Annotated in this window: 13 protein-coding genes and 1 pseudogene; 10 read left to right on the top strand and 4 right to left on the bottom strand. The window is 70.8% G+C overall.

The features are described from left to right. Positions 1-12 precede the first annotated feature (12 nt). The 3 genes and pseudogenes from IG04_RS45060 to IG04_RS0108145 all read right to left on the bottom strand — a co-directional run. Positions 13-294 (bottom strand): annotated as a pseudogene (locus IG04_RS45060) (ABC transporter permease); the annotation flags it as partial. A gap of 70 nt (positions 295-364) precedes the next feature. Beyond that, positions 365-676 (bottom strand): thioredoxin, encoded by a 312-nt coding sequence (gene trxA / locus IG04_RS0108150; RefSeq protein WP_030475940.1) that lies wholly within the window; start codon positions 674-676, stop codon positions 365-367. Continuing rightward, complete coding sequence (locus IG04_RS0108145) at positions 664-1,053, bottom strand: MerR family transcriptional regulator (protein ID WP_030475939.1); 390 nt, start codon at positions 1,051-1,053, stop codon at positions 664-666. The genes trxA and IG04_RS0108145 overlap by 13 nt, the downstream gene beginning before the upstream one ends. Positions 1,054-1,192: 139 nt before the next feature. On the opposite strand from IG04_RS0108145, the gene IG04_RS0108140 reads away from it, so the two are divergent. The 10 genes from IG04_RS0108140 to IG04_RS0108095 all read left to right on the top strand — a co-directional run bounded on the left by IG04_RS0108140 (position 1,193) and on the right by IG04_RS0108095 (position 17,973). Beyond that, the gene (locus IG04_RS0108140) at positions 1,193-1,645 is read left to right on the top strand and encodes a winged helix-turn-helix domain-containing protein (protein WP_051769236.1); all 453 of its coding nucleotides are present in this window, start codon (positions 1,193-1,195) and stop codon (positions 1,643-1,645) included. A gap of 61 nt (positions 1,646-1,706) precedes the next feature. Continuing rightward, positions 1,707-2,579 (top strand): aminoglycoside phosphotransferase family protein, encoded by an 873-nt coding sequence (locus IG04_RS48015; RefSeq protein WP_030475937.1) that lies wholly within the window; start codon positions 1,707-1,709, stop codon positions 2,577-2,579. Beyond that, complete coding sequence (locus IG04_RS47620; RefSeq protein ID WP_245815878.1) at positions 2,465-2,926, top strand: phosphotransferase; 462 nt, start codon at positions 2,465-2,467, stop codon at positions 2,924-2,926. Before IG04_RS48015 ends, IG04_RS47620 begins: the two co-directional genes overlap by 115 nt. A gap of 264 nt (positions 2,927-3,190) precedes the next feature. Further along, on the top strand, positions 3,191-9,676 hold the full coding sequence (locus tag IG04_RS0108125) for a type I polyketide synthase (protein WP_245815860.1): 6,486 nt from the start codon (positions 3,191-3,193) through the stop codon (positions 9,674-9,676). Continuing rightward, positions 9,664-13,329 (top strand): type I polyketide synthase, encoded by a 3,666-nt coding sequence (locus IG04_RS0108120; protein WP_051769229.1) that lies wholly within the window; start codon positions 9,664-9,666, stop codon positions 13,327-13,329. Before IG04_RS0108125 ends, IG04_RS0108120 begins: the two co-directional genes overlap by 13 nt. Then, positions 13,329-13,589: an acyl carrier protein gene (locus IG04_RS0108115; protein WP_036014077.1), complete on the top strand. Its 261-nt coding sequence runs from the start codon at positions 13,329-13,331 to the stop codon at positions 13,587-13,589. The genes IG04_RS0108120 and IG04_RS0108115 overlap by 1 nt, the downstream gene beginning before the upstream one ends. Next, the gene (locus IG04_RS0108110; protein ID WP_030475932.1) at positions 13,582-14,349 is read left to right on the top strand and encodes an alpha/beta fold hydrolase; all 768 of its coding nucleotides are present in this window, start codon (positions 13,582-13,584) and stop codon (positions 14,347-14,349) included. Before IG04_RS0108115 ends, IG04_RS0108110 begins: the two co-directional genes overlap by 8 nt. After that, positions 14,346-15,473, top strand: a complete 1,128-nt coding sequence (locus IG04_RS0108105; protein ID WP_030475931.1) for a glycosyltransferase — start codon at positions 14,346-14,348, stop codon at positions 15,471-15,473. Before IG04_RS0108110 ends, IG04_RS0108105 begins: the two co-directional genes overlap by 4 nt. Then, entirely contained in the window at positions 15,470-17,203 is a 1,734-nt protein-coding gene (locus IG04_RS46340; protein ID WP_051769225.1) for a class I SAM-dependent methyltransferase, read from the top strand. Before IG04_RS0108105 ends, IG04_RS46340 begins: the two co-directional genes overlap by 4 nt. Further along, complete coding sequence (locus tag IG04_RS0108095; RefSeq protein ID WP_030475929.1) at positions 17,200-17,973, top strand: hypothetical protein; 774 nt, start codon at positions 17,200-17,202, stop codon at positions 17,971-17,973. Before IG04_RS46340 ends, IG04_RS0108095 begins: the two co-directional genes overlap by 4 nt. Here IG04_RS0108095 and IG04_RS0108090 read toward each other — a convergent pair. Beyond that, positions 17,951-20,191, bottom strand: a complete 2,241-nt coding sequence (locus tag IG04_RS0108090; RefSeq protein WP_030475928.1) for an exo-beta-d-1,3/1,6-glucosidase — start codon at positions 20,189-20,191, stop codon at positions 17,951-17,953. The two genes, IG04_RS0108095 and IG04_RS0108090, sit on opposite strands and share 23 nt — an antisense overlap. Positions 20,192-20,351: the final 160 nt, after the last annotated feature.

Here is a 20,351-nt window from a genome sequence, read left to right as displayed (position 1 = left end):
GTCAAAGACTCCTTATTCGTGCCTGAGGGCTTCGATGGGACGGAGCTTCGCGGCGCGGGAAGCCGGGTAGCTGCCGAAGAACAGGCCGATCAACGCCGACACCGCGAACGCCAGCAGCACCGACGACGGCACGAGCACGGGCTGGATGCCCGCGATGGTGAACCGGCTGCCGATCACGCCCGCCGCCACCCCCAAAGCGCCGCCGAACAGGCTCAGCAGCGTCGCCTCGATCAGGAACTGCCCGAGGATCGAAGACCGAGGCGCCCCAACGGCTTTGCGGATGCCGATCTCCCGGGGAGGAGGTCGAGATCCCGTCGGCCGTGCCGGTCGCCGAGCCCGTCCGCCGCGGCCTGTCCCTGGTCAGCTAGGCGCTCAGCGCGTCGTCCAGCTCAGCCAGCAGGCGGCCCTTGGGGCGCGCTCCCACGATCTGCCGGATCGGCACGCCGTCGCGGAACAGCAGCATCGTCGGCAGCGACATGACCTGGTGGTCGCGGGCGGTGGCGGTGTTCTCGTCGGCGTTGATCTTGACGACGGTCAGGTCGGCGCGCTCGCGGTCGATCTCCTCGAGCACGGGGGTGAGCATGTGGCACGGCCCGCACCACTGCGCCCAGAACTCCACGAGCACGGTGCCCGTCCGGGTCTGGTCCGAGAACGTGGCGTCGGTCAGTTGCTGCACTGGAACTCCTTGGGTTCGGGCACGAGGCACGGGTCCTGGAAGGCGAGTCTGGCCAGCAGGAACTCCCGGACGGTGTTGAGCCGGTCCAGGCAGGCGTCCACCTCGGCGAGCCTGCGCCGGTAGACCTCCCGCGAGTCCGGGCACGAATCGCCCGACTCGTGCCCGGCGCGCAGGCACGCCACGAACGGCCGGGCATCCTCCAGGGACAGCCCGACCGCCTGCAGTGCTTGGATCTCGCGAACCAGCCGCAGGTGGTGCTCGTCGTACTCGCGGTAGCCGTTGGGCGTGCGTTCCGCTTCGAGGAGCCCCTCGGACTCGTAGAAGCGCAGCGCACGGGTCGTGGTGCCGGCTCGCTTGGCCAGTTCGCCGATCCTCATGGGCCCAACGCTAAACCTTGACGCTCACGTCAACGCAAGCCCGCGAGAATCTCGGTATCCGACGGTTGTTCAGCACGTGGACGTCCTTGTCCAGCCGGTTCGCCGGTACCTAACGTGAACGTCGCTGAGGAGGTGCGTCATGAGGTTCAGCATCACCATCGACACCGAGGACGAGGACACCGCGCTGCGGCTGCTCGGCGCGTTGTCCGACGCGGGCCTGGTGCCGGCGGTCGAGGCCGCGGTCGAGGAAGTGGACGTCCGGGTCCTGCCGGACACGCGACAGGTGCTGGTGCACGAGAAGCCCGTCGAGCTGACGCGGCTGGAGTTCGAACTGCTGCTGCACCTGTGCTCCCACACCGACCGCGTGCATCGCCGGCGTGAGCTGCTGTCGGCGGTGTGGGGTGTCGACGACGACTACAGCGGCGGCCGCACGGTCGACGTGCACGTCCGGCGGGTGCGGCAGAAGCTCGGCGACGCGGCGGAGATTATCCAGACCGTTCGCGGCGTCGGGTACCTGGTCGCGTCGAGCGGCCGGTTCCGGGTGGAGCGGTCGCCGGACGTCGTGCGGCTCGCGGACCGGCGCGCTGGGTAAACGAGTTGCTCCGGCCGGAGGTGCGGTGTTGCATGGGAGGCTCATCCGGGGGAGTTGATCGATGCTCGACGGCGAGACCGCCACTGACGTGTCCCTTGTGGACGAACTGATCCGCACGCAGTTCCCGCGCTGGCACGGTCTGCCGATCACCGAGGTCGTGCACGGCGGCACCAGCCACGCCCTGTACCGGCTGGGCGACGACCTGGCGGTGCGGCTGCCCCGCCGCGAATGGGCGAGGGACGACGCGGCGAAGGAAGCGGTCGTCGTTCCGCTGGTGGCGCAGCACGTGCAGGTCGCCGTCCCGGAACCGCTGGCACTGGGTGAACCCGCGCGGGACTACCCGTACCAGTGGTCCGTGGTGCGCTGGGTCGCGGGCGAGACCGCCCCGGTCGAGGAGACCGCCGAGGACACCCCGCTCCGGCTCGCCGCCCTGATCCGCGCCCTGCACAAGGTCGACGCGACCGACCGGCCGTGGACCGCCAATCGCGGCCGCCTCGATGGCAGCGACCACGACGACATCATCCGCGACCACATCGCGCAGGTCGGCGGCGACCCCAGGCTCGTCACGATCTGGCAGGACGCCCTGAACGCCCCGCGCTGGGACCAGCCGGGCCGGTGGCTGCACGCAGACCTGCACGTCGGCAACCTGATCTTCACCGGCGGCGAGCTGACCGGCGTGATCGACTGGGGCAGCGCGGGCGTCGGCGACCCGGCCGCGGACCTCATGACGGCCTGGCTCTACCTCGACGAACGCGGCCGCAAGGCGTTCCAGCGCGAGATGGGCGAGTACGACGACGCCGCCTGGGCCCGCGCGCAGGGCTGGGCGCTGCACCTCGCCGTGCTCGCGCTGCCGTACTACCGCGACACCAACAGGTTCCTCGCGGGCATCGCCAGCCGGACGCTCGACCAGCTCTGCCCCGGCTGGGACGACTGAAGCGGATCGATGAGTCCAGCCGGCACGGTCCGCTCCGCTGGGTGCACGCCGATCTCCACCGCGGCAATCTGCTCTTCACCGACGGCGAGCTGACCGGCGTCATCGACTGGGGGTGCGCGGCCGCCGGTGACCCGGCGGGCGACCTCATGACCGCGTGGCTGTTCCTCGACGAACGCGGCCGCGCGCAGTTCCGGCGCGAGCTCACCGAGTTCGACGACGCCACCTGGGTCCGCGCACGAGGCTGGGCACTCGAACTCTCCGTGCTGGCGCTTGCCCGCCGCGGCGACAGCAATTCGTTCGTCGCGGGCATCGCCCGGCACACATTGGCGCAGCTACTCGCAGGGTGACAGGCCGGTCTCGCGGACGAAGAACTTCGTGGCCTCGCTGAACCGAGCCCGTGCTCCTCATGCCATAGCACGTCGCGCTATCCGCGAACCGGAGTAAGAGGCCCCGCCATCCGGGGCCATTCGTCAGGTTACGTATGTGAGAAAGTTTCACTACCCCCCTCGACGGCGCCGCGGGTTTGTGCGTACGGTGAGCGCGCTGTAACCGTACCGGTCAGTAGGAACCCTAGCTGAATTCCTTTCTCCCCACCCCTGCAGGGTGAGGAAGTGAGCGCAGTGAACATGCTGTCGGATCGAGAACGGGTGCTGTGCCTGAGTCCTTTCGGCACCCCCAACCCGGCCCTCGTGGTCGCGGCCGAACGAGCCGGCGGGCTTGGTGTGCTCGACCTCGGGCCCCACGCCGCCGCCGACCTCGGCCGTGTCGCCACGCGTCACTCGCGCGCCTTCGGGGTGCGGCTGCACGGACCGTTGAGGGTGCCCCTGCCGGACACCGTCGACACCGTCGTCGTGGATCTTGTTCGTTATGCTCCGAACCTTGCTGAACTGGGTGAACGCCGCGTCCTCGCGGTGATCACCTCGGTGGCGGAAGCCGTTGCGGCGATCGAGTTCGGAGCCACCGGCTTGATCGCCAAGGGTGCCGAGTCAGGCGGCCGAGTGGGTGGTTCGCCCGCGTTCGTGTTGCTCCAGCAGGTGCTCGCGCTGACCGATCTGCCGGTCTGGGTGGCCGGGTCGATCGGCCCCGACACGGCTGCGGCCGCGGTCGCCGGCGGTGCTCGCGGAGTGGTGCTGGAAGGCCAGCTCACACTGGTCGCGGAGGCCCGAAAACATATTTCCGGCGAAATTGTCAACGCGGTCCGGATGATGGACGGCGCCGACACCGTCGTGAACGACGGGTTACGCGTTCACGTTCGTCAAAAGGCGCTCGAAATCGGTCAGGAAGGTTCCCTGGCTGATTTTTACCGTACCTCGTTCGGCACTGTCGGAGGCGTGGTCGGCGCCATTGCGCGGGGGATGAGGGACAATCTCACCCTGGCGGGTGAGCACCGCTCCATCCGGGCCGGTGGGCCGTTCTGCGACCGCGTCCCCGGCCTGCGGTACCCGATCGCGCAGGGTCCGATGACCCGCGTCAGCGACCAGCCCGCGTTCGCCGCTGCCGTCGCCGAGGGTGGTGCGCTGCCGTTCCTCGCGCTCGCGTTGATGGAGGGCCCGGCGGTCCGCGTACTGCTGGACCACACCGCGGCCAAGCTCGGCGAACGGCCGTGGGGCGTCGGCCTGCTCGGGTTCGCTCCGCCGGATCTGCGGGCGCGGCAGATGGAGGCCGTGCTGGCCGTCCGGCCGAAGTACGCGATCGTCGCCGGGGGCACGCCCGCGCAGGCGCGCGAACTGGAGGACGCCGGCATCGAGGCGTTCCTGCACGTGCCGTCGCCCGCGTTGCTGCGCCGGTTCCTCGACGAGGGCGCGCGCAAGTTCGTCTTCGAGGGCTCGGAGTGCGGCGGGCACACCGGTCCCCGGACCAGCTTCACGTTGTGGCAGCAGCAGATCGACGTGCTGCGCGGGCGTGAGAAGGACGTCGTCGCGTTGTTCGCGGGCGGCATCCACGATGCCCGCTCGGCCGCGATGATCTCCGCCATGACCGCGTCGATCGCGGCACGGGGAGCGGCGATCGGTGTTCTCGTCGGCACGGCCTACCTGTTCACCGAGGAAGCCGTGACGCACGGCGCGATCCAGCCGGTGTTCCAGCAGGTCGCGCTGGAGTGCGAGGACACCGCGCTGCTGGAGACCTCGCCGGGCCACGCCGTCCGCTGCGCGCAGACGTCCTATGTGGACACGTTCGAGCAGGCGCGGGCCGAGCTGACCGGACTGCCGAAGCAGGAGAGCTGGGAGAGGCTCGAACAGCTCAACCTGGGACGGCTCCGGCTCGCCAGCCGCGGTCTCGTGCGCGGGGACGGCGGCCTCGAGCCGGTCGGCGAGGACGAGCAGCGCCGCGAGGGCATGTTCATGATCGGCCAGGTCGCGACGCTGCGGTCCGAACGCACCACGATCGCGCGGCTGCACGAGGACATCGTGTCCGGCGTGCTGCCCGAGACCGGCGCGGAAGCCGTCGAGGCCGCACCGCTGGATGTCGCCATCGTCGGCATGGCCGCGATCATGCCGGGTGCCCGCGACGTGGCGGAGTTCTGGGCGAACGTCCTGGCGGGCACCGACTCCATCACCGAGATCCCGCCGGACCGCTGGTCGCCGGAACGTTACGGCAGCCCGTTCCGGTGGGGCGGCTTCCTCCCGCGCACGGCCTTCGACCCGCTGGCCTACGGGATCCCGCCCACCTCGCTCACCTCGATCGAACCAGCCCAGCTGCTGGCGCTCGAAGTGTCGGCGCGGGCGCTCCAGGACGCCGGGTACGCGACGCGGGTGTTCGACCGCGAACGCACGTCGGTGATCTTCGGTGCCGAGGCCGGCGCCGACCTCGCGAACGCCTACACGGTCCGCACCGCGTTGCCCGCCCTGGGCATCCACGGCCTGGACGACCACCTGCCGTCGCTGACCGAGGACTCGTTCCCCGGCGTGCTCGGCAACGTGATCGCCGGCCGGGTCGCTAACCGGCTCGACCTCGGTGGCGCGAACTACACGGTCGACGCGGCCTGCGCGTCCAGCCTGGCCGCGCTCGACGTGGCGTGCAAGGAACTCGTCGGCGGCACCAGCGACATGGTCCTGTGCGGCGCGGTCGACCTGCACAACAGCGCGCACGACTACCAGATGTTCGCGTCGGTGAAAGCCTTGTCCGCCAAGGGCCGTTGTGCCACGTTCGACTCGGCGGCGGACGGCATCGCACTCGGCGAAGGTGTGGCCGCCGTCGTCCTGAAGCGACTCGCCGACGCCGAACGGGACGGTGACCGCGTCTACGCGGTGATCAAGGGCATCGGCGCGTCGAGCGACGGCCGGTCGCTGGGCCTGACCGCGCCGCGTCCGGAAGGGCAGCAACGCGCTCTGCGCCGTGCCTACGCGTCGGCCGGGCTGCCGGTCACCGCAGTTGGACTGGTCGAGGCGCACGGCACCGGAACCGTGGTAGGCGACCGCACCGAGCTCGCGGCGCTGACCGAGATGTTCTCCGGCGTCGAACCCGGCACGTGCACGATCGGCTCGGTCAAGTCGCAGATCGGCCACACCAAGTGCGCGGCCGGACTCGCGGGTGTGATCAAGGCGGCTCTGTCCGTGCACACCGGCGTGCGGCCCGGCACGTTGCACGTCAAGCAGCCCAACGCTTTCTGGGACGCGCGGACCAGCCCGTTCGCGTTCGGCCACCGCACGTGGGCGAGCAGGAACCGGGTCGCGGGCGTGAGCGCGTTCGGGTTCGGCGGCACGAACTTCCACACCGTGATCGCGGGCTACACCGGGGCCGACGAACCCCGGCACGGCCTGACTGCCTGGCCCGCCGAGCTGTTCCTGATCTGCGGTGACGACCAGGCTGCCGCACAACGGGAAGCCGTTCGTCTCGCCGGGCTGGTGGACGAGCGGACGCCGTTGCGGTCGCTGGCCGCCGCCTGCGGGAACGGCACGGTCCAAGCGGCATTCGTGGTGAGTGACCACTCTGGACTGAAGAAGGCTTTGGAGGATGTCGAAGCCTGGCGTGCTTCGAACGTCGTGTCGTTGCGGACGGGGGAGCGGCCCCAGGTCGCGTTCCTGTATCCCGGCCAGGGCAGCCAGCGACCGGGCATGCTGCTCGACCTGGTCACCGCTTTCCCGCGCCTGCAGGACTTCCTCGACGCACGTTACGAACGGGCGATGTACCCGGCGACCGCGCTGACCGCCGAGGACGTGTCGCGGCAGCGCGCGGAGATCACCGACACCCGCAACGCGCAGCCGACGCTCGGCATCGCCGGGCTCATGGTCACGGCGCTGCTGGACTCCGTCGGCGTGCGGCCGGACCTGGCCGGTGGCCACAGCTACGGCGAACTGGTCGCGCTGTCGGCGGCCGGCGCGTTCGGCGCCGCCGAGTTGCTGGAACTGAGCGCGGCGCGCGCCGAGGCCATGCTGGAGGCGGTCGGCGAGGACCCCGGCACGATGGCCGCGGTGACCGCGCCGGTGGCCGAGGTCGAGGCACTGCTGCCGGCCGATGTCGTGGTGGCCAACCACAATGCGCCCGAGCAGGTCGTGATCTCGGGTCCGACCGAGGCCGTGGCCCGTGCGGTGGAGGAGCTTCGGGCCGCCGGGCTGACCGTGAAGGACATCCCTGTCGCCGCCGCGTTCCACAGCCCGCTGATGGCCGGTGCCCGCGACCGGTTCGCGGCCCGTCTCGCGGAGATCTCCCTGGGCGAGACGCGGTTCCCGGTGTGGTCGAACGTGTCCGCCGCTCCGCACGACGACGTGCTCGAAGGGTTGTCCGCGCAGCTCGCGGGCCGGGTGCGGTTCGTGGACCAGATCGAGTCGATGTACGCGGCGGGCGCCCGGATCTTCGTCGAGGCGGGACCCGGCGGCGTGCTGACGTCGCTGGTCGGCAAGACCCTCGGTGACCGGCCGCACCAGGCGTTGCGCTGCGACGACCACGTGACGTTCCTGCGCACTCTGGCGACGCTCGCGGTCGCCGGTGTCGAGGTGGACACCGCACCACTGTTCGAGGACAGGGCCGAACCGGCCACGGCCGTGCCGCCAAGGCCGGGCTGGTACGTGGATGGAGGACTCGTGCGGGACGCGAACGGTGACGCACTGCCCGGCGGGCTGCGGCCCGCGACGGAGTTCCCGACGCTGCGCGTGGGATCGGGGCTGGGGCGTGACGAGATCATCGAGAAGTTCCTGGACGGCATGCGGGACGCGGTCAGCGCCCAGCGCGACGTCCTGCTGAGCTACCTCGGCACCGAGCCCGCGTCGGTGCCGGTGCCCCGCCAGGTGATCGACCAGCAGCCCGTCGTCGTCGCGGAGCCGGTGGTCAAGCCGCAGGAGGACGTGGGCGCGGTGGTGCTGCGGACGATCAGCGCCCGCACCGGCTACCCGGTCGAGATGCTGCAGCCAGGGCTGGACCTGGAAGCGGACCTGTCGATCGACTCGATCAAGCGGACCGAGATCGTCGGCGAGCTGGTGGCCGAGCTGGGCGCCGCCGGTTCGGTGGACGAGCTGGCGCAGCTCAAGACCATCGAGGGCATCGTGGGCTGGTTCGGCGCCGCCGCCCCGGTCGCCGCTGTGGACGTCCGGGAGGTCGTGCTGCGGACGATCAGCACCCGCACGGGCTATCCGGTCGGGATGCTGCAGCCGGGGCTGGACCTGGAAGCGGACCTGTCGATCGACTCCATCAAGCGCGCGGAGATCGTGGGTGAGCTGGCCCAGGAACTCGGCGCGGTGGGCGCGGTCGACGAGCTGGCGCAACTCAAGACGATCGACGGGATCGTCGGCTGGTTCAGCGACACCCCGGCGCCGAAGGCGATCGAGGCAGGTCCGGGCAGGCTGGTTCGGCTCGTGCCCCAGGTCGTGGCCGTGGAACCCGCCGCCCCCACCGACCTCACCGGCAGGACCGTGCTGATCGTCGACGACAACGGGATCGGGCTCGAACTCGCCGACCTGCTCGAACGCCACACCGCCCGGCCGCGCGTCGAGCCGTCCTTCCCGGCCGACCTGACCGGCGTCGACGTCGTGATCCGGCTCCAGGCACGGCTGCCGGAGGCGTTCAGCGAGGTCAAGGCGTGCGTGACGAACGGGGTCGCGCTCGTCGTCGTGACCACGGGCGGCGGCACGTTCGGCTTCGACCACCAGCCCGACGAACTGCCGGCGGACATCGGCCTGCACGGCCTGATCCGCACGGCCGCGCTCGAGTACCCGGACCTCGTGGTCCGCTCGGTCGACGTCAACCCCAAGGAAAGCCACCGCGACATCGCCACCGCGCTGCTCGCCGAGATCGGGCCCGGCCCGGCCGTCGTCGGCTACCAGGCCGGCCGGCGCCAGGTCATCGAGGTGGCAGAGGCAGAACTCGACGCCGCGCCCCTGACCCTCGGCGCGGACAGCGTGGTGCTACTGACCGGCGGTGCCCGCGGCATCACCGCGCTCGCCGCGACCGGACTGGCCGAGCGCACCGGCTGCCACATCGAGCTGATCGGCCGCACTCCGATCGCGACCGAGGACCACCGGCTCAGCCACGCCACGACCGAGCCCGAACTCGTGAAGGCGTTGTTCGAGCTCGGAGAGAAGGACGACGTGCCGGCCAAGGCGCGCAAGGTCCTCGCCGAACGCGAAGTCCGTCAGACCATGGAACGGTTGCGTGCCAAGGCAGCGAGCGTGCGCTACCACGAGTGCGACGTCACCGACGCCGAAGCCGTGGGCAGGGTGGTCGACGACATCAAGGCCCGGTTCGGCCGGCTCGACGGCGTCGTCCACGGCGCGGGTGTGCTGGACGACAGGCTGATCGAGGCCAAGACCCAGGAGTCGTTCGACCGGGTGTGGGCGACGAAGGTGAACGGTGCCAAGGCGTTCGGCGACGGATTCCTCGTGCTGTTCGGCAGCGTCAGCGGCGTGTTCGGCAACCGCGGCCAGGCCGACTACTCGGCGGCGAACGACGCGCTCGACCGGATGGCCAGGTTCTGGGGTCCGCAACGCCATGTCGTCGCCGTCGACTGGGGTCCCTGGGCCGGTGCGGGCATGGCGGCCGGGCTCGCCGGCGAGTACGCGCGGCGCGGCATCCCGATGATCGAGCCGGCGCAGGGCGTGGACGCGCTGCTCAACGAGATCGCGAACGGTCAGGACGTGCAGGTGGTCTACCGATGGGAGGCATAGCGATCGTCGGGATCGGCGCCGTCTTCCCCGGTGCCCCGGACGCGGCGACGTTCTGGCGCAACATCGTCAGCGGCGTCGACGCGATCGGCCAGATCCCGCCCGGCCGCTGGGACCCGGCCACCTACTACGACCAGGACAGCAGGACCGGCGACAGGTTCTACTGCCGCAGGGGCGGGTTCGTCGACGACCTCGCGGAGTTCGACCCGACCAGGTTCGGCATCATGCCGTCCACTGTGGACGGCGCGGAGCCCGACCAGTTGCTCGCCCTCGCCACGGCCGCCGAGGCCATCGCGGACGCGGGTGGCGAGTCCGTGCTGCCGTCCAGGGACCGCGTCGGCGTGGTCGTGGGACGCGGCGGTTACCTCACGCCCGGCTGCGCGCGGCTGGACCAGCGGGTCAGGCTCGCCGACGAGGTCGTGTCGGTGGTCAGGGACCTCTTCCCGAACCTCGCCGGCACCGAGCTGAACACCGTCCGCCAGGCCATTCGCGACCGCCTCGGCCCCGAGCAGCCGGAGTCGTCGATCGGCCTCGTGCCGAACCTGGCGGCGTCGCGCATCGCCAACCGGTTCGACCTCAGGGGCACCGCGTACACCGTGGACGCGGCCTGCGCGTCCGGGCTGGTCGCCGTCGAGCACGCCGTCCGCGAACTCCAGGAGGGTCGTGCGGACGCCATGCTCGCCGGCGCCGTCCACGTCTGCCACCACCCGACGTTGTGGAGCGTGTTCACCCAGCTCAGGGCGTTGAGCCCGACCGAACGGATCCGGCCGTTCGACGCAAGCGCGGACGGCACGCTGCTGTCCGAGGGCGTCGGCATGGTCGTGCTGAAGCGGCTGGAGGACGTCGGCGACGAACGGGTCTACGCGGTGATCCGCGGCATCGGCACCGCGAGCGACGGCCGCGCGACCAGCATGATGACGCCCAACCCGGACGGTCAGCTCCTTGCCGTGCAACGAGCTTGGGCCAGCGCCGGCCTCGATCCCCGCGAGAAGGCACCGGGTCTGATCGAGGCGCACGGCACGGCCACGCCCGCCGGTGACGCCGCCGAACTGCAGACGATGATCAACGCGTTCGGCGGGCAGGGCGACGAGATCGGCATCGGCACGGTGAAGTCGATGATCGGTCACGCGATGCCCGCCGCCGGGATGGCCGGGCTGATCAAGGCCGCACTGGCACTGCACCACAACACGCTTCCGCCGACCCTGCACGTCGACACCCCGCACAGCAGTCTGGCCGGCACCCGGTTCACACCCGTGACGAGCGCTCGCGAGTGGACCGGACGGCATCGCGCGGTCGTGAACGCGTTCGGGTTCGGCGGGATCAACGCCCATGCCGTCCTCGACGGCCACACCATCGCCAAGCCGCGCAAGCCCGTCATGACGTTCGCCGCCGACACCGCCGACGAACTCGCCGACGCGCTGAGGGAACGCCGCACCTCCAGCGCCGACAGGGCGTTCCGGCTCGCCATCGGCAACCCCGACGACCGCAAGCTCAAGCTCGCCGAACGGGTGCTGGCCCAGGGCAAGGCGTGGCCCGGCCGCCACGACATCTGGTTCTCCCCGCAGCCGTTGCTGACCGGCACCGACCAGGTCGCGTTCGTGTTCCCCGGCTTCGAACGCGAGTTCAGCGGCGAGGTCGTCGACCACGCCGTCGGGTTGTTGCAGGACGGCCGCCGCGAGGCCCGTGAACTCATGGCACTCGGCATCACGCCGGGAGCGCTCGCCGGGCACAGCATGGGCGAGTGGACCGCGATGGTCGTCGGCGGCATCTACCCGACGATCGACGAGTTCGTCTCGGCGCTCGGGCCGGGTGCGGTCGCGGTCGTCGACATCGCCTACGCCGCACTGGGTTGCTCCGCCGACACCGCCGAGCAGTACCTGGTCGACGGCGTGACGATCAGCCACGACAACTGCCCGCACCAGTCGGTGATCTGCGGACCGATCGACCGCCTCGAACAGGTCCTGGTCACACTCAAGGCCAACGGCGTGATGGCGCAGCTGATGGCGTTCCGCACCGGCTTCCACACCCCGGCGCTCGCCCCCTACCTGGGGCGGGCCCAGGAGATGCTCGACCAGCTGCCGGTGCGCGCGCCGGACATCCCGGTGTGGTCGGCGAACTCCCTCGAACCGATGGGCGCGGACGAGGTTCGCGAACTGGTCCTGCGCCACCTGGTCGAGCCCGTCCGGTTCCGTCCGTTGCTGGAACGCCTGCACGGCGCGGGTTTCCGCGCGTTCGTCCAGATCGGACAGGGGAGCCTGCCCGGCTTCGTCGGCGACACGCTGAACGACAGGCCGCACATCGCCGTGAACGCTGACATCGCACCGGAGGCGTTGTGGGCGTTCGGTCTCAAGCGCGGCACCGCCCACAAGGTCAAGCTCCGGCTCGGCACACCGAAGATCACGCTCGACGCGCTCGGCACCGAACCCGTGCTGGTGGCCGCCGACAGCCCGATGTCCGCCGCGGTCAACAAGCTCCTGGCCCACACCAACGCGGTGGCACGTGAAGTCGTCGGCGCGCTCCGGCCGAACGAGGCGGGGTTCACCCGCGAGTTCTCCTTGCGGACCATGCCGGAGCTGGCCGACCACTCGGTGTTCCCGCAGGCGCCGGGCTGGCCGGACCTCGCGGACGGGTTCCCGATCGTGCCCGCGACCGGCCTGCTGGAGGTGTTCGCGGACGCCGCGCGCCGGCTCACCGGAGGCACGGTGTACGGGTTCGCACAGGTCAAGGCCAAGCGCTGGCTCACCGCGCTGCCCGCGACGACCGTCAAGATCTCCGCCCGCGCGGAGGGCCAGGACCGCGTCCTCGTCAAGGTCGGCGACTACGCCGAGGGCGTCGTGCTGATGTCGCCGCAGGCCCCGGAACCGGTTGGCAGGGAACTCGAAGGCGTGCGCGAGGCGCCGGTGACCGCCGCCGAGCTGTACCAGGACAACTGGATGTTCCACGGACCGGCGTTCGCGGGCGTCACGAAGATCGACTGCCTGGCGGACAACGGGATCGCGGGCGTGCTGACGCCGTTGCCCGCGCCGGGAGCGTTGCTGGACAGCGCCGGGCAGCTGATCGGTCACTGGATGCAGGTCTGCCGCACCGAGGACCAGACCGTGCTGCCGACCGGCATCGAGCGGGTGACGTTCCACGGGCCCGCGCCGGCCGGTGACGTCCGGTGCACCGCCTGGATCCGCGAGGTCACCGCGCAGGTGATGGTGGCGGACGCCGAGCTGACCGTGAACGGCGAGCTGTGGTGCCGGATCGCCGGCTGGACCACCCGCCGGTTCACCACGGACGACCGGATCTGGCAGGTCAAGCTCAAGCCGGGCACCGAAACGCTGTCCACTCAGGACGGCGAGTGGGTGCGGGTCGTGGAGAACTGGGCCGACAGCGCGACCCGTGACCTGATCATGCGCCGCTACCTGAACTCCGGCGAGCGGCGCCACTACGGCGACCTGGACGTGCCCGCCCAGCGGGACTGGCTGCTGCGCGTGATCGCGGTGAAAGACGCCGTGCGCTCGTGGCTGTGGGATCGCGGAGCAGGGCCGGTCTACCCGGCCGAGCTGAGTGTGACCGCCGACGGCCGCGTGCGCGGGGCCTTCGCCGTGCCGCGAATCGAAGTGACATCCGAACCGGGGCGAGCCGCGGCCCGCGTGCGAACGGAGATCTGATGGACGAGGTGCTGCAGCAGGTCGCGAAGCTGATCACCGAGGTGGTCGGGCCCGACTTCCTGCTGGGCGTGGAGATCACCCGCGACACCACGTTCAGCGACGACCTGGGCCTGGAGTCGATCGAGTTCGTGGCTCTGGCGGACAAGCTCAACGCCCACTACGGCGTCGATCTCGTGGCCTTCCTGGCGGACATGGACATCGACGAGATCATGGCGATGTCCGTCGGCCGGCTCGTCGACCACATCACGGCCCGTGTCTGAGGTTCACGCCCGAGGGCTGCGCTTCCACGTGCAGCGGCTCGGACCGGAAACAGGACCAGCGGTGGTGTTCGTGCACGGCCTGGTGATGGACAACCTGTCCAGCTTCTACTACACACTCGCCGCGCCGCTGGCCCAGGCCGGGTTCGGCACCGTGCTGTTCGACCTGCGCGGGCACGGCCTGTCCGAACGGCCACCGTCCGGCTACACGCCGGAGGAGAGCGCGCTCGACCTGGTCGCCGTGCTCGACGAGATCGGCGTGACCGAACCCGTCTTCCTGCTGGGCAACAGCTACGGCGGCGTCGTCGCGATGCACGCGGCCGTCCAGGCCCCCGAACGCGTCGGCGGTGTCGTGCTGGTCGAGTCGGCCGTCGGGGGAGTGGTCGGCGACGCGTGGTTCGAGGACATCACGAACACGCTGACCGTCGCCGCGCTGGGCCTGGAGTTCGACCGGACGCAGGACCAGTTGATGGCCCTGGGCCAGCGCAAGATCGCGAAGCTCGCCGTGAACGCCAACGCGTTGCTCAACGGCACGACGCTGATCGACGACCTCGGCTCCGGCGCGAAGCTCGACCTCACCCAGGTCCAGTGCCCGGTGCTCGGCGTGTACGGCGCCGAGTCCGAACTGATCGGGGCCGCCGCGGAACTGCGCGAGCGCATCCCGTCGTGCCGGCTGCACGTCGTTTCCGGGCTGGGGCACACGGTTCTCCGTGAAGCCACGGCCGAACTGCTCGACGTACTGTTCGACTGGTTGCCGTCATGAGCCGGTTCCTGTTCGTCGTGCCGCCTCTGACCGGCCACGTCAACCCGACCGCCTCCGTGGGCGGCGAGTTGCTGGCGCGCGGGCACGAGGTCGCGTGGGTCGGGCATCCCGGCACGCTGCAACCACTCCTGCCGGACAACGCCCGAGTGTTCCCCGCGATCGACGATGCCCTGGAAGCGGACATCCGCGCGCAACGGGAGCGCTGGCTCGCGTTGCGCGGGATGGCGGTGCTCAAGTTCTTCTGGGAGGAGTTCCTGATCCCGCTGGGGCACGCGATGGTGCCGGGAGTCTCGGACGCGGTCAGGGCGTTCGCCCCGGACGTGGTCGTCGCCGACCAGCAGGCGCTGGCGGGACCGTTGGTGGCGCGGGTCGCCGGCCTGCCCTGGGTGACGTCGGCCAGCACGTCCGCCGAACTGGTCAATCCACTCAGGACGATGCCGAAGGTCGACGCCTGGGTGCGCGACCTGCTGCACGACTTCGCCGGCGGTGACATCAGGTTCTCCGACCGGCTGGTGCTGGTCTACAGCTCGAAGGCGTTGGTGGCGGGGGACTTCGGCGAGGAAGTGGCGTTCGTGGGCCCCGCGCTGAGCCATCGCGTGGAACGGGTGGACTTCCCGTGGGAGAGGCTGACCGGCGGGCGCCGGGTGCTGATCTCCCTGGGCACCCTGAACGGTCCCGCGGGCGAGCGTTTCCTGGGCCAGGCCCTGGAAGCGGTCGCGGAACTCGATGTGCAGGCCGTGATGGTCGCTCCGCCGAGGCCCGCCCCGGCGAACGTCCTGATGCTGCCTTCGGTGCCGCAACTCGCGCTGATGCCGCACCTGGACGCCGTCGTCACGCACGGCGGCCACAACACGGTCTGCGAGGCACTCGCGCACGGGCTGCCGCTGGTGGTAGCACCGATCCGCGACGACCAGCCGACCGTCGCCGCCCAGGTCGTGCAGGCCGGCGCCGGGGTGCGGCTGACCTACTCGCGGGCGCGGGCGGCAGACATCCGAAGCGCACTGGCGTCCGTGCTGGACGAGCCGGAGTACGTGGCCTCCGCCGAACTGGTGCGCGAATCGTTCGTGGCGGCAGGCGGCGCAGCGGCCGCAGCCGACCTACTGGAAAAGGTGGTGGCCGGATGATCCTCAGCGTGCTGGTCGTGGTGGTCGTCCTGCTGGACGTGCTGCGCCTGCGTTCCCGCGCGTCCAAGCTGCGGGTGCTCGCCCAGGGCGCGGGCGGGCACTCGCTCCTCACCGCCACCGGAGTCCATCCGGAGGGCTCGTGGGAGTCCGACGCCGATCTCGTCGACCTCGTTCCGCGCGACCTGCCCACGGTCGCCGCGCTGGACCTGCTCGGCGCGGTCGATCCCGGCAAGTACCGCGACGACCAGTGGGCGCGCGGGATCAGCGCGTCGCAGGCTGTTCTGGTGCGGGAGCCGTACGTCGAGGAGGTCGACCCCGACGACCCCACCGAGTTCGTGGCGTACGTGCGGCGGGTCAAGGACCACGTGCGCGCGCGGGTCGACATCGCGGTCGCGCCGGGGCTCAAGGCCGGGCCGTACGACCTCGGGTACCGCGCGGCGACGTTGCGGCGGTTCGGGAAGCGGCCGTCGCTGTGGATCGCGGGCTCGGTCATCGGGTACGCGACCGTGGTCGCCGCCCTGGTCACGAACTGGCAGTGGGGACTAGTCGCGCTGGCCGCCTACTGGGCGCATCCGATCCTGGTGTTCGCCGGCACGCCGCTGCGGCCGCGTGACCTGTGGGTGCCGCGCGTCCTGCGCACGCCCTACCTGTGGTTCAAGACCTCCGGCGGCAGGAAGTCGACGGCCGAGAAGCGGCAGGCCCAGCACCTCGAACAGGCCGCGCCCTGGTACGAGCAGAACCGCGACCGGAACTTCCACGAGGCCCCGCGCGACAACTGCCCGTCGTGCGGGAGCACGGACCTGCGCCGCTGGGTCACCGCGACGGACCTGGTGCAGCGCAAGCCCGGCACGTTCACGATGGACCGGTGTGTCCGATGTGGACATGTCTGGCAGAACCCGCGCCTGACCGAGGAGGGCCTGGGCTTCTACTACCGCGACTTCTACGACGGCCTCGGCGAGACGTCGGCGGAAGCGGTGTTCTCCGGCAAGACCGAGCCGTACTACGGCCGGGCGCGCATGGTCGAACCGTTCACCAAGCCCGAACGCTGGCTGGACGTCGGCTCCGGGCACGCGCACTTCTGCCTGGGAGCCAAGGAGGTCCTGCCGCAGACGAGGTTCGACGGGCTCGACCAGGGCGCGGCCATCGAGGACGCGGCGAGGCTCGGCCGGATCGAGAACTCCTACCGCGGCAGCTTCAAGGACTTCGCGGGCGAGCTCAAGGGCCGCTACGACGTCATCAGCATGCACCACTACCTGGAACACGTGCGCGATCCGTGGGAGGAGCTCGACATCGCCGCGGACGTGCTGCCCGGCGGCGGCTACCTGCTGATCGAGCTGCCGGACCCCGAGTGGCGGCTCGGGAGGTTGTTCGGCCAGTACTGGATGCCGTGGTTCCAGCCGCAGCACCAGCACATGATGCCGATCGGCAACCTGCAGGACGCCCTCGCTGACCGCGGACTGACCACAGTGGCCACCGAACGCGCGAAAGCCCACCTGTGCAATGACTTCACGCTCGCGTTGCTGTTGTGGCTGGGCGACAAGGCCCCGCGCACGCCCGCCCCCTGGCGGCCGGGGAAGGTGCGGCTCAGGAGGACCCGCAGCTTCCTGGTGTGGACGCTGGGCATCCCGGCGTTCTTCGTCGCGCTGGCGCTGGACCAGACGGTAAACCGCTTCCTGGCGCACCGCACCGGTCAGGGCAACGCCTACCGCCTCTTGGCACGGAAGTCGTGACGGACATCGCGGATCGGCCTGAGCTCGCGCCGGAGCTCAGGCTGGTGCCGCACGCGTTCCGGCGCACGTTCGGACGGCCCGCGGCAGGCGTCTGGTACGCGCCGGGCGTGCTGAACCTGCTGGGCGGCGCGGTGAAGGTGCCCGCCAAGTGGGGTGCGATCGTCGCGGGAGACCGGCGTGACGACGGCAGGCTCGAGCTGGTGTCGGTGAACCGGCCGACCGAACGCGCGCTGCTGCCGTCCGACGACATCCCGGCCTGGGCCGCGGGCGTGGAGGCGAAGGGCGGCGCCGCGTTGATGTGCAGCGTCGACCTGCCGCAGGGGAGTGGCCTGTCCGCGGCCGAGGCGCTGAGGACCGCGGTGGGACTGGCGCTCCATGACCTGGCGGGCGAGCGGTTCGAGGAACCACGGCCGGAAGTGCTCGACCTGCCCGGTCAACGGCTGCTCGTCGTCGACACGAGGATCCGGCGCCCGGAACCGCAGGTGGAGCAACCCTACGTTCGGGGCACGGACGACCTGGGCGCGGCTTTGACGGCGTACCACCACGCCCAGAACCCGGATCCGGAGCAGGACGCGGTGGTCCAGGCCGCACTCGCGGCCGGCGCGCGCGGCGCCAGCCTGCTGATCGACCCGCCGGGCAGGCCCGCTGTCGCGCTGGTCGACGCGGACCTGGTCCCGGCGGTGAAGAAGGCGATCACAAAGGCGGTGGAGATCCCTCCCCGCTACCTCACGATCGTTCCTGCTCTCTTCAATACTGTGGCTTTACGGTGAACTCGGCCCGGCGGAGGTCCTTCGAGCTCGGGCCCACCAGCAGGACGAACTCGCCGGGCTCGACCACCCGGTGACCGTCCGCGTCGACGATCGTGCAGGCGGAGACCGGGAGTTCGAGGTCGACCTGCACGGTCTCGCCCGGCTCCACGTCGACCTGCTTGAAGGTTTTGAGCTCCTTGTCGGCCCAGCTCACCGAGGTGACCGCGTCGCTGACGTAGACCTGCACGGTCTCGCGAGAAGGCCGTGACCCGGTGTTGGTGAGCGAGATGCACGCCTTGACGGTCTCGTCCGGGCGCAGCACCGCCGTCTCCACGTGCAGGTCGCCGTACTCGACCGTCGTGTACGACAGGCCCTCGCCGAACACGAACGCCGGCTCCTGCGTCAGGTCGGCGTAGCGCGTGCCGTGCTGGCCGCGGATCTGGTTGTAGTACGTCGGCTGCTGCCCGGCGTGAGCCGCGAACGAGATCGGCAACCGGCCGCTGGGCTCGATCAGCCCGTGCAGCACCTCGGCGATCGCGCGGCCACCCTGCATGCCGGGGTTCGCCACCCACAGCAGCGCGGCGGCGTTGCGCGCGGACGCGGGCAGGACCAGCGGCTTCGACGCGAGCAGCACCACGACCAGCGGCGTGCCGGTCCCGGCCAGCGCGTCGAGCAGGGCGATCTGGCCGCCGATCAGGTCGAGCGTGGCGGTGGACCGGCCCTCGCCGACCAGTTCGATCACGTCACCGACGACGGCGACCACGTAGTCCGCGCCCTCGGCCGCCGCGACGGCCTCGGCGATCAGGCCGGCGTCCGGCGCGCAGGCCCGCACGACCGGCGGGCGCGGCTGGCCGTCGGGGAACGTGTCGCCCTCGGGGTCCGGCTCCAGCGTGAGGATGTCGGCGCCGCGGGCGTACGTGACCTCCTGCGACGAGAGCTCGCGCAGTCCGTCGAGGACCGTCGTGATCATCTCGCGCGGGTGGCCGTCGGGCAGCCAGTCGGCCTGACCGGACGAGCCGGCCCAGTCGCCGAGCTGGGTCTGCGCGTCGTCGGCGAGCGGGCCGACCACCGCGATCCTGCCCTTGGGCTTGCTGAACGGAAGCACGCCGTCGTTGCGCAGCAGCACCAGCGAACGCCGCGCGACCTGCAGGTTCAGCGCCACGTGGTCGTCGTGGTTGATCATCACGCGCTGGCGTTCGGTGTCGGGCCTGCGCGGGTTCTCGAACAGCCCGAGGTCGAACTTGAGCGTCAGGATGCGGGTGACCGCGCGGTCGAGGTCCGACTCGGCCAGCAGCCCGTCCTCGACGGCCTGCAGCGCGCCGTCGAAGAACTGCGGCGTCGTCATGATCATGTCGTTGCCGGCCTTCACGGCGGCCGCGGCGGCGTGCGCGTAGTCGGGCTGCAGCTTCTGCTCCCAGACCATGCGGCCGACGTTGTCCCAGTCCGTGATCAGCGTGCCCTGGTAGCCCCATTCGCCGCGCAGGACCTCGTCGAGCAGCCACGAGTTGACCGTGATCGGCACACCGTCGGTGGACTGGTAGCCGAGCATGAACGTCGCGCAGCCCGCGCGGGCGACCTTCTCGAACGGCGGCAGGAACCACGACCGCAGCTTGCGGCGCGACAGGTCGGCCTCGCTCGCGTCCCGGCCGCCCTGGGTCTCCGAGTACCCGGCGAAGTGCTTCGCGGTCGCGAGGATCGCCGTCTCGTCGGTCAGGCCGTCGCCCTGGTAGCCGCGGACCATCGCGGCCGCGAGCTCACCGATCAGCACCGGGTCCTCGCCGAACGTCTCGTCGACGCGGCCCCAGCGCAGGTCCCGCGAGATGCACAGGACCGGCGAGAACGTCCAGTGCACGCCGGTCGCGGCCGCCTCGACCGCGGTGACGCGGGCGACCTGCTCGACCAGCGCCGGGTCCCAGCTCGCGGCCATGCCGAGCTGCGTCGGGAAGATCGTGGCGCCCTCGTAGAACGAGTGGCCGTGGATGCAGTCCTCGGCGATCAGCAGAGGGACGCGCAGACGCGTCTGAGTGGTGAGGTCCTGCGCGCGCAGCACTCGCTCCGGCGAGGTGTGCAGGATCGAGCCGACGTGCTTGCGCAGCACGTGGTCGTCCAGGTCCTCCCTCGAGTCCAGCTGCATCATCTGGCCGACCTTCTCGGCCGGCGTCATGCGGCCCAGCAGGTCGGCTACCCGCTCTGCGGTGGGCAGCGTGGCGTCGAGGTAGGGCACGTCGTCGCGATCCATGTGGTCTCCGAGAAGGCTCGTGCGGCGGCAGCGTGATGGGAGCGCTCTCACAGTGATACCTGAAACCGGTTCCGCGCGAAACCGGTTTCGGCATTTCCGGTACGAACGGTGGGGTCGACTAGGCCGAACGGGACAAACCGGCTGCCCGCGCATCAGGCGG

It is taken from the genome of Lentzea albidocapillata (genome assembly GCF_000719115.1).
Lineage (GTDB): Bacteria > Actinomycetota > Actinomycetes > Mycobacteriales > Pseudonocardiaceae > Lentzea > Lentzea albidocapillata.
This window is presented reverse-complemented; position numbering and strand designations above follow the sequence as displayed.

What these genes read in the sequence shown, in the direction of transcription:
- IG04_RS0108145 (WP_030475939.1), bottom strand. Translation starts at nt 1,053, where the DNA reads ATGAGGATCGGCGAACTGGCCAAGCGAGCCGGCACCACGACCCGTGCG.
- IG04_RS0108140 (WP_051769236.1), top strand. Translation starts at nt 1,193, where the DNA reads ATGAGGTTCAGCATCACCATCGACACCGAGGACGAGGACACCGCGCTG.
- IG04_RS48015 (WP_030475937.1), top strand. Translation starts at nt 1,707, where the DNA reads ATGCTCGACGGCGAGACCGCCACTGACGTGTCCCTTGTGGACGAACTG.
- IG04_RS0108120 (WP_051769229.1), top strand. Translation starts at nt 9,664, where the DNA reads ATGGGAGGCATAGCGATCGTCGGGATCGGCGCCGTCTTCCCCGGTGCC.
- IG04_RS0108115 (WP_036014077.1), top strand. Translation starts at nt 13,329, where the DNA reads ATGGACGAGGTGCTGCAGCAGGTCGCGAAGCTGATCACCGAGGTGGTC.
- IG04_RS0108105 (WP_030475931.1), top strand. Translation starts at nt 14,346, where the DNA reads ATGAGCCGGTTCCTGTTCGTCGTGCCGCCTCTGACCGGCCACGTCAAC.
- IG04_RS46340 (WP_051769225.1), top strand. Translation starts at nt 15,470, where the DNA reads ATGATCCTCAGCGTGCTGGTCGTGGTGGTCGTCCTGCTGGACGTGCTG.
- IG04_RS0108090 (WP_030475928.1), bottom strand. Translation starts at nt 20,191, where the DNA reads ATGGATCGCGACGACGTGCCCTACCTCGACGCCACGCTGCCCACCGCA.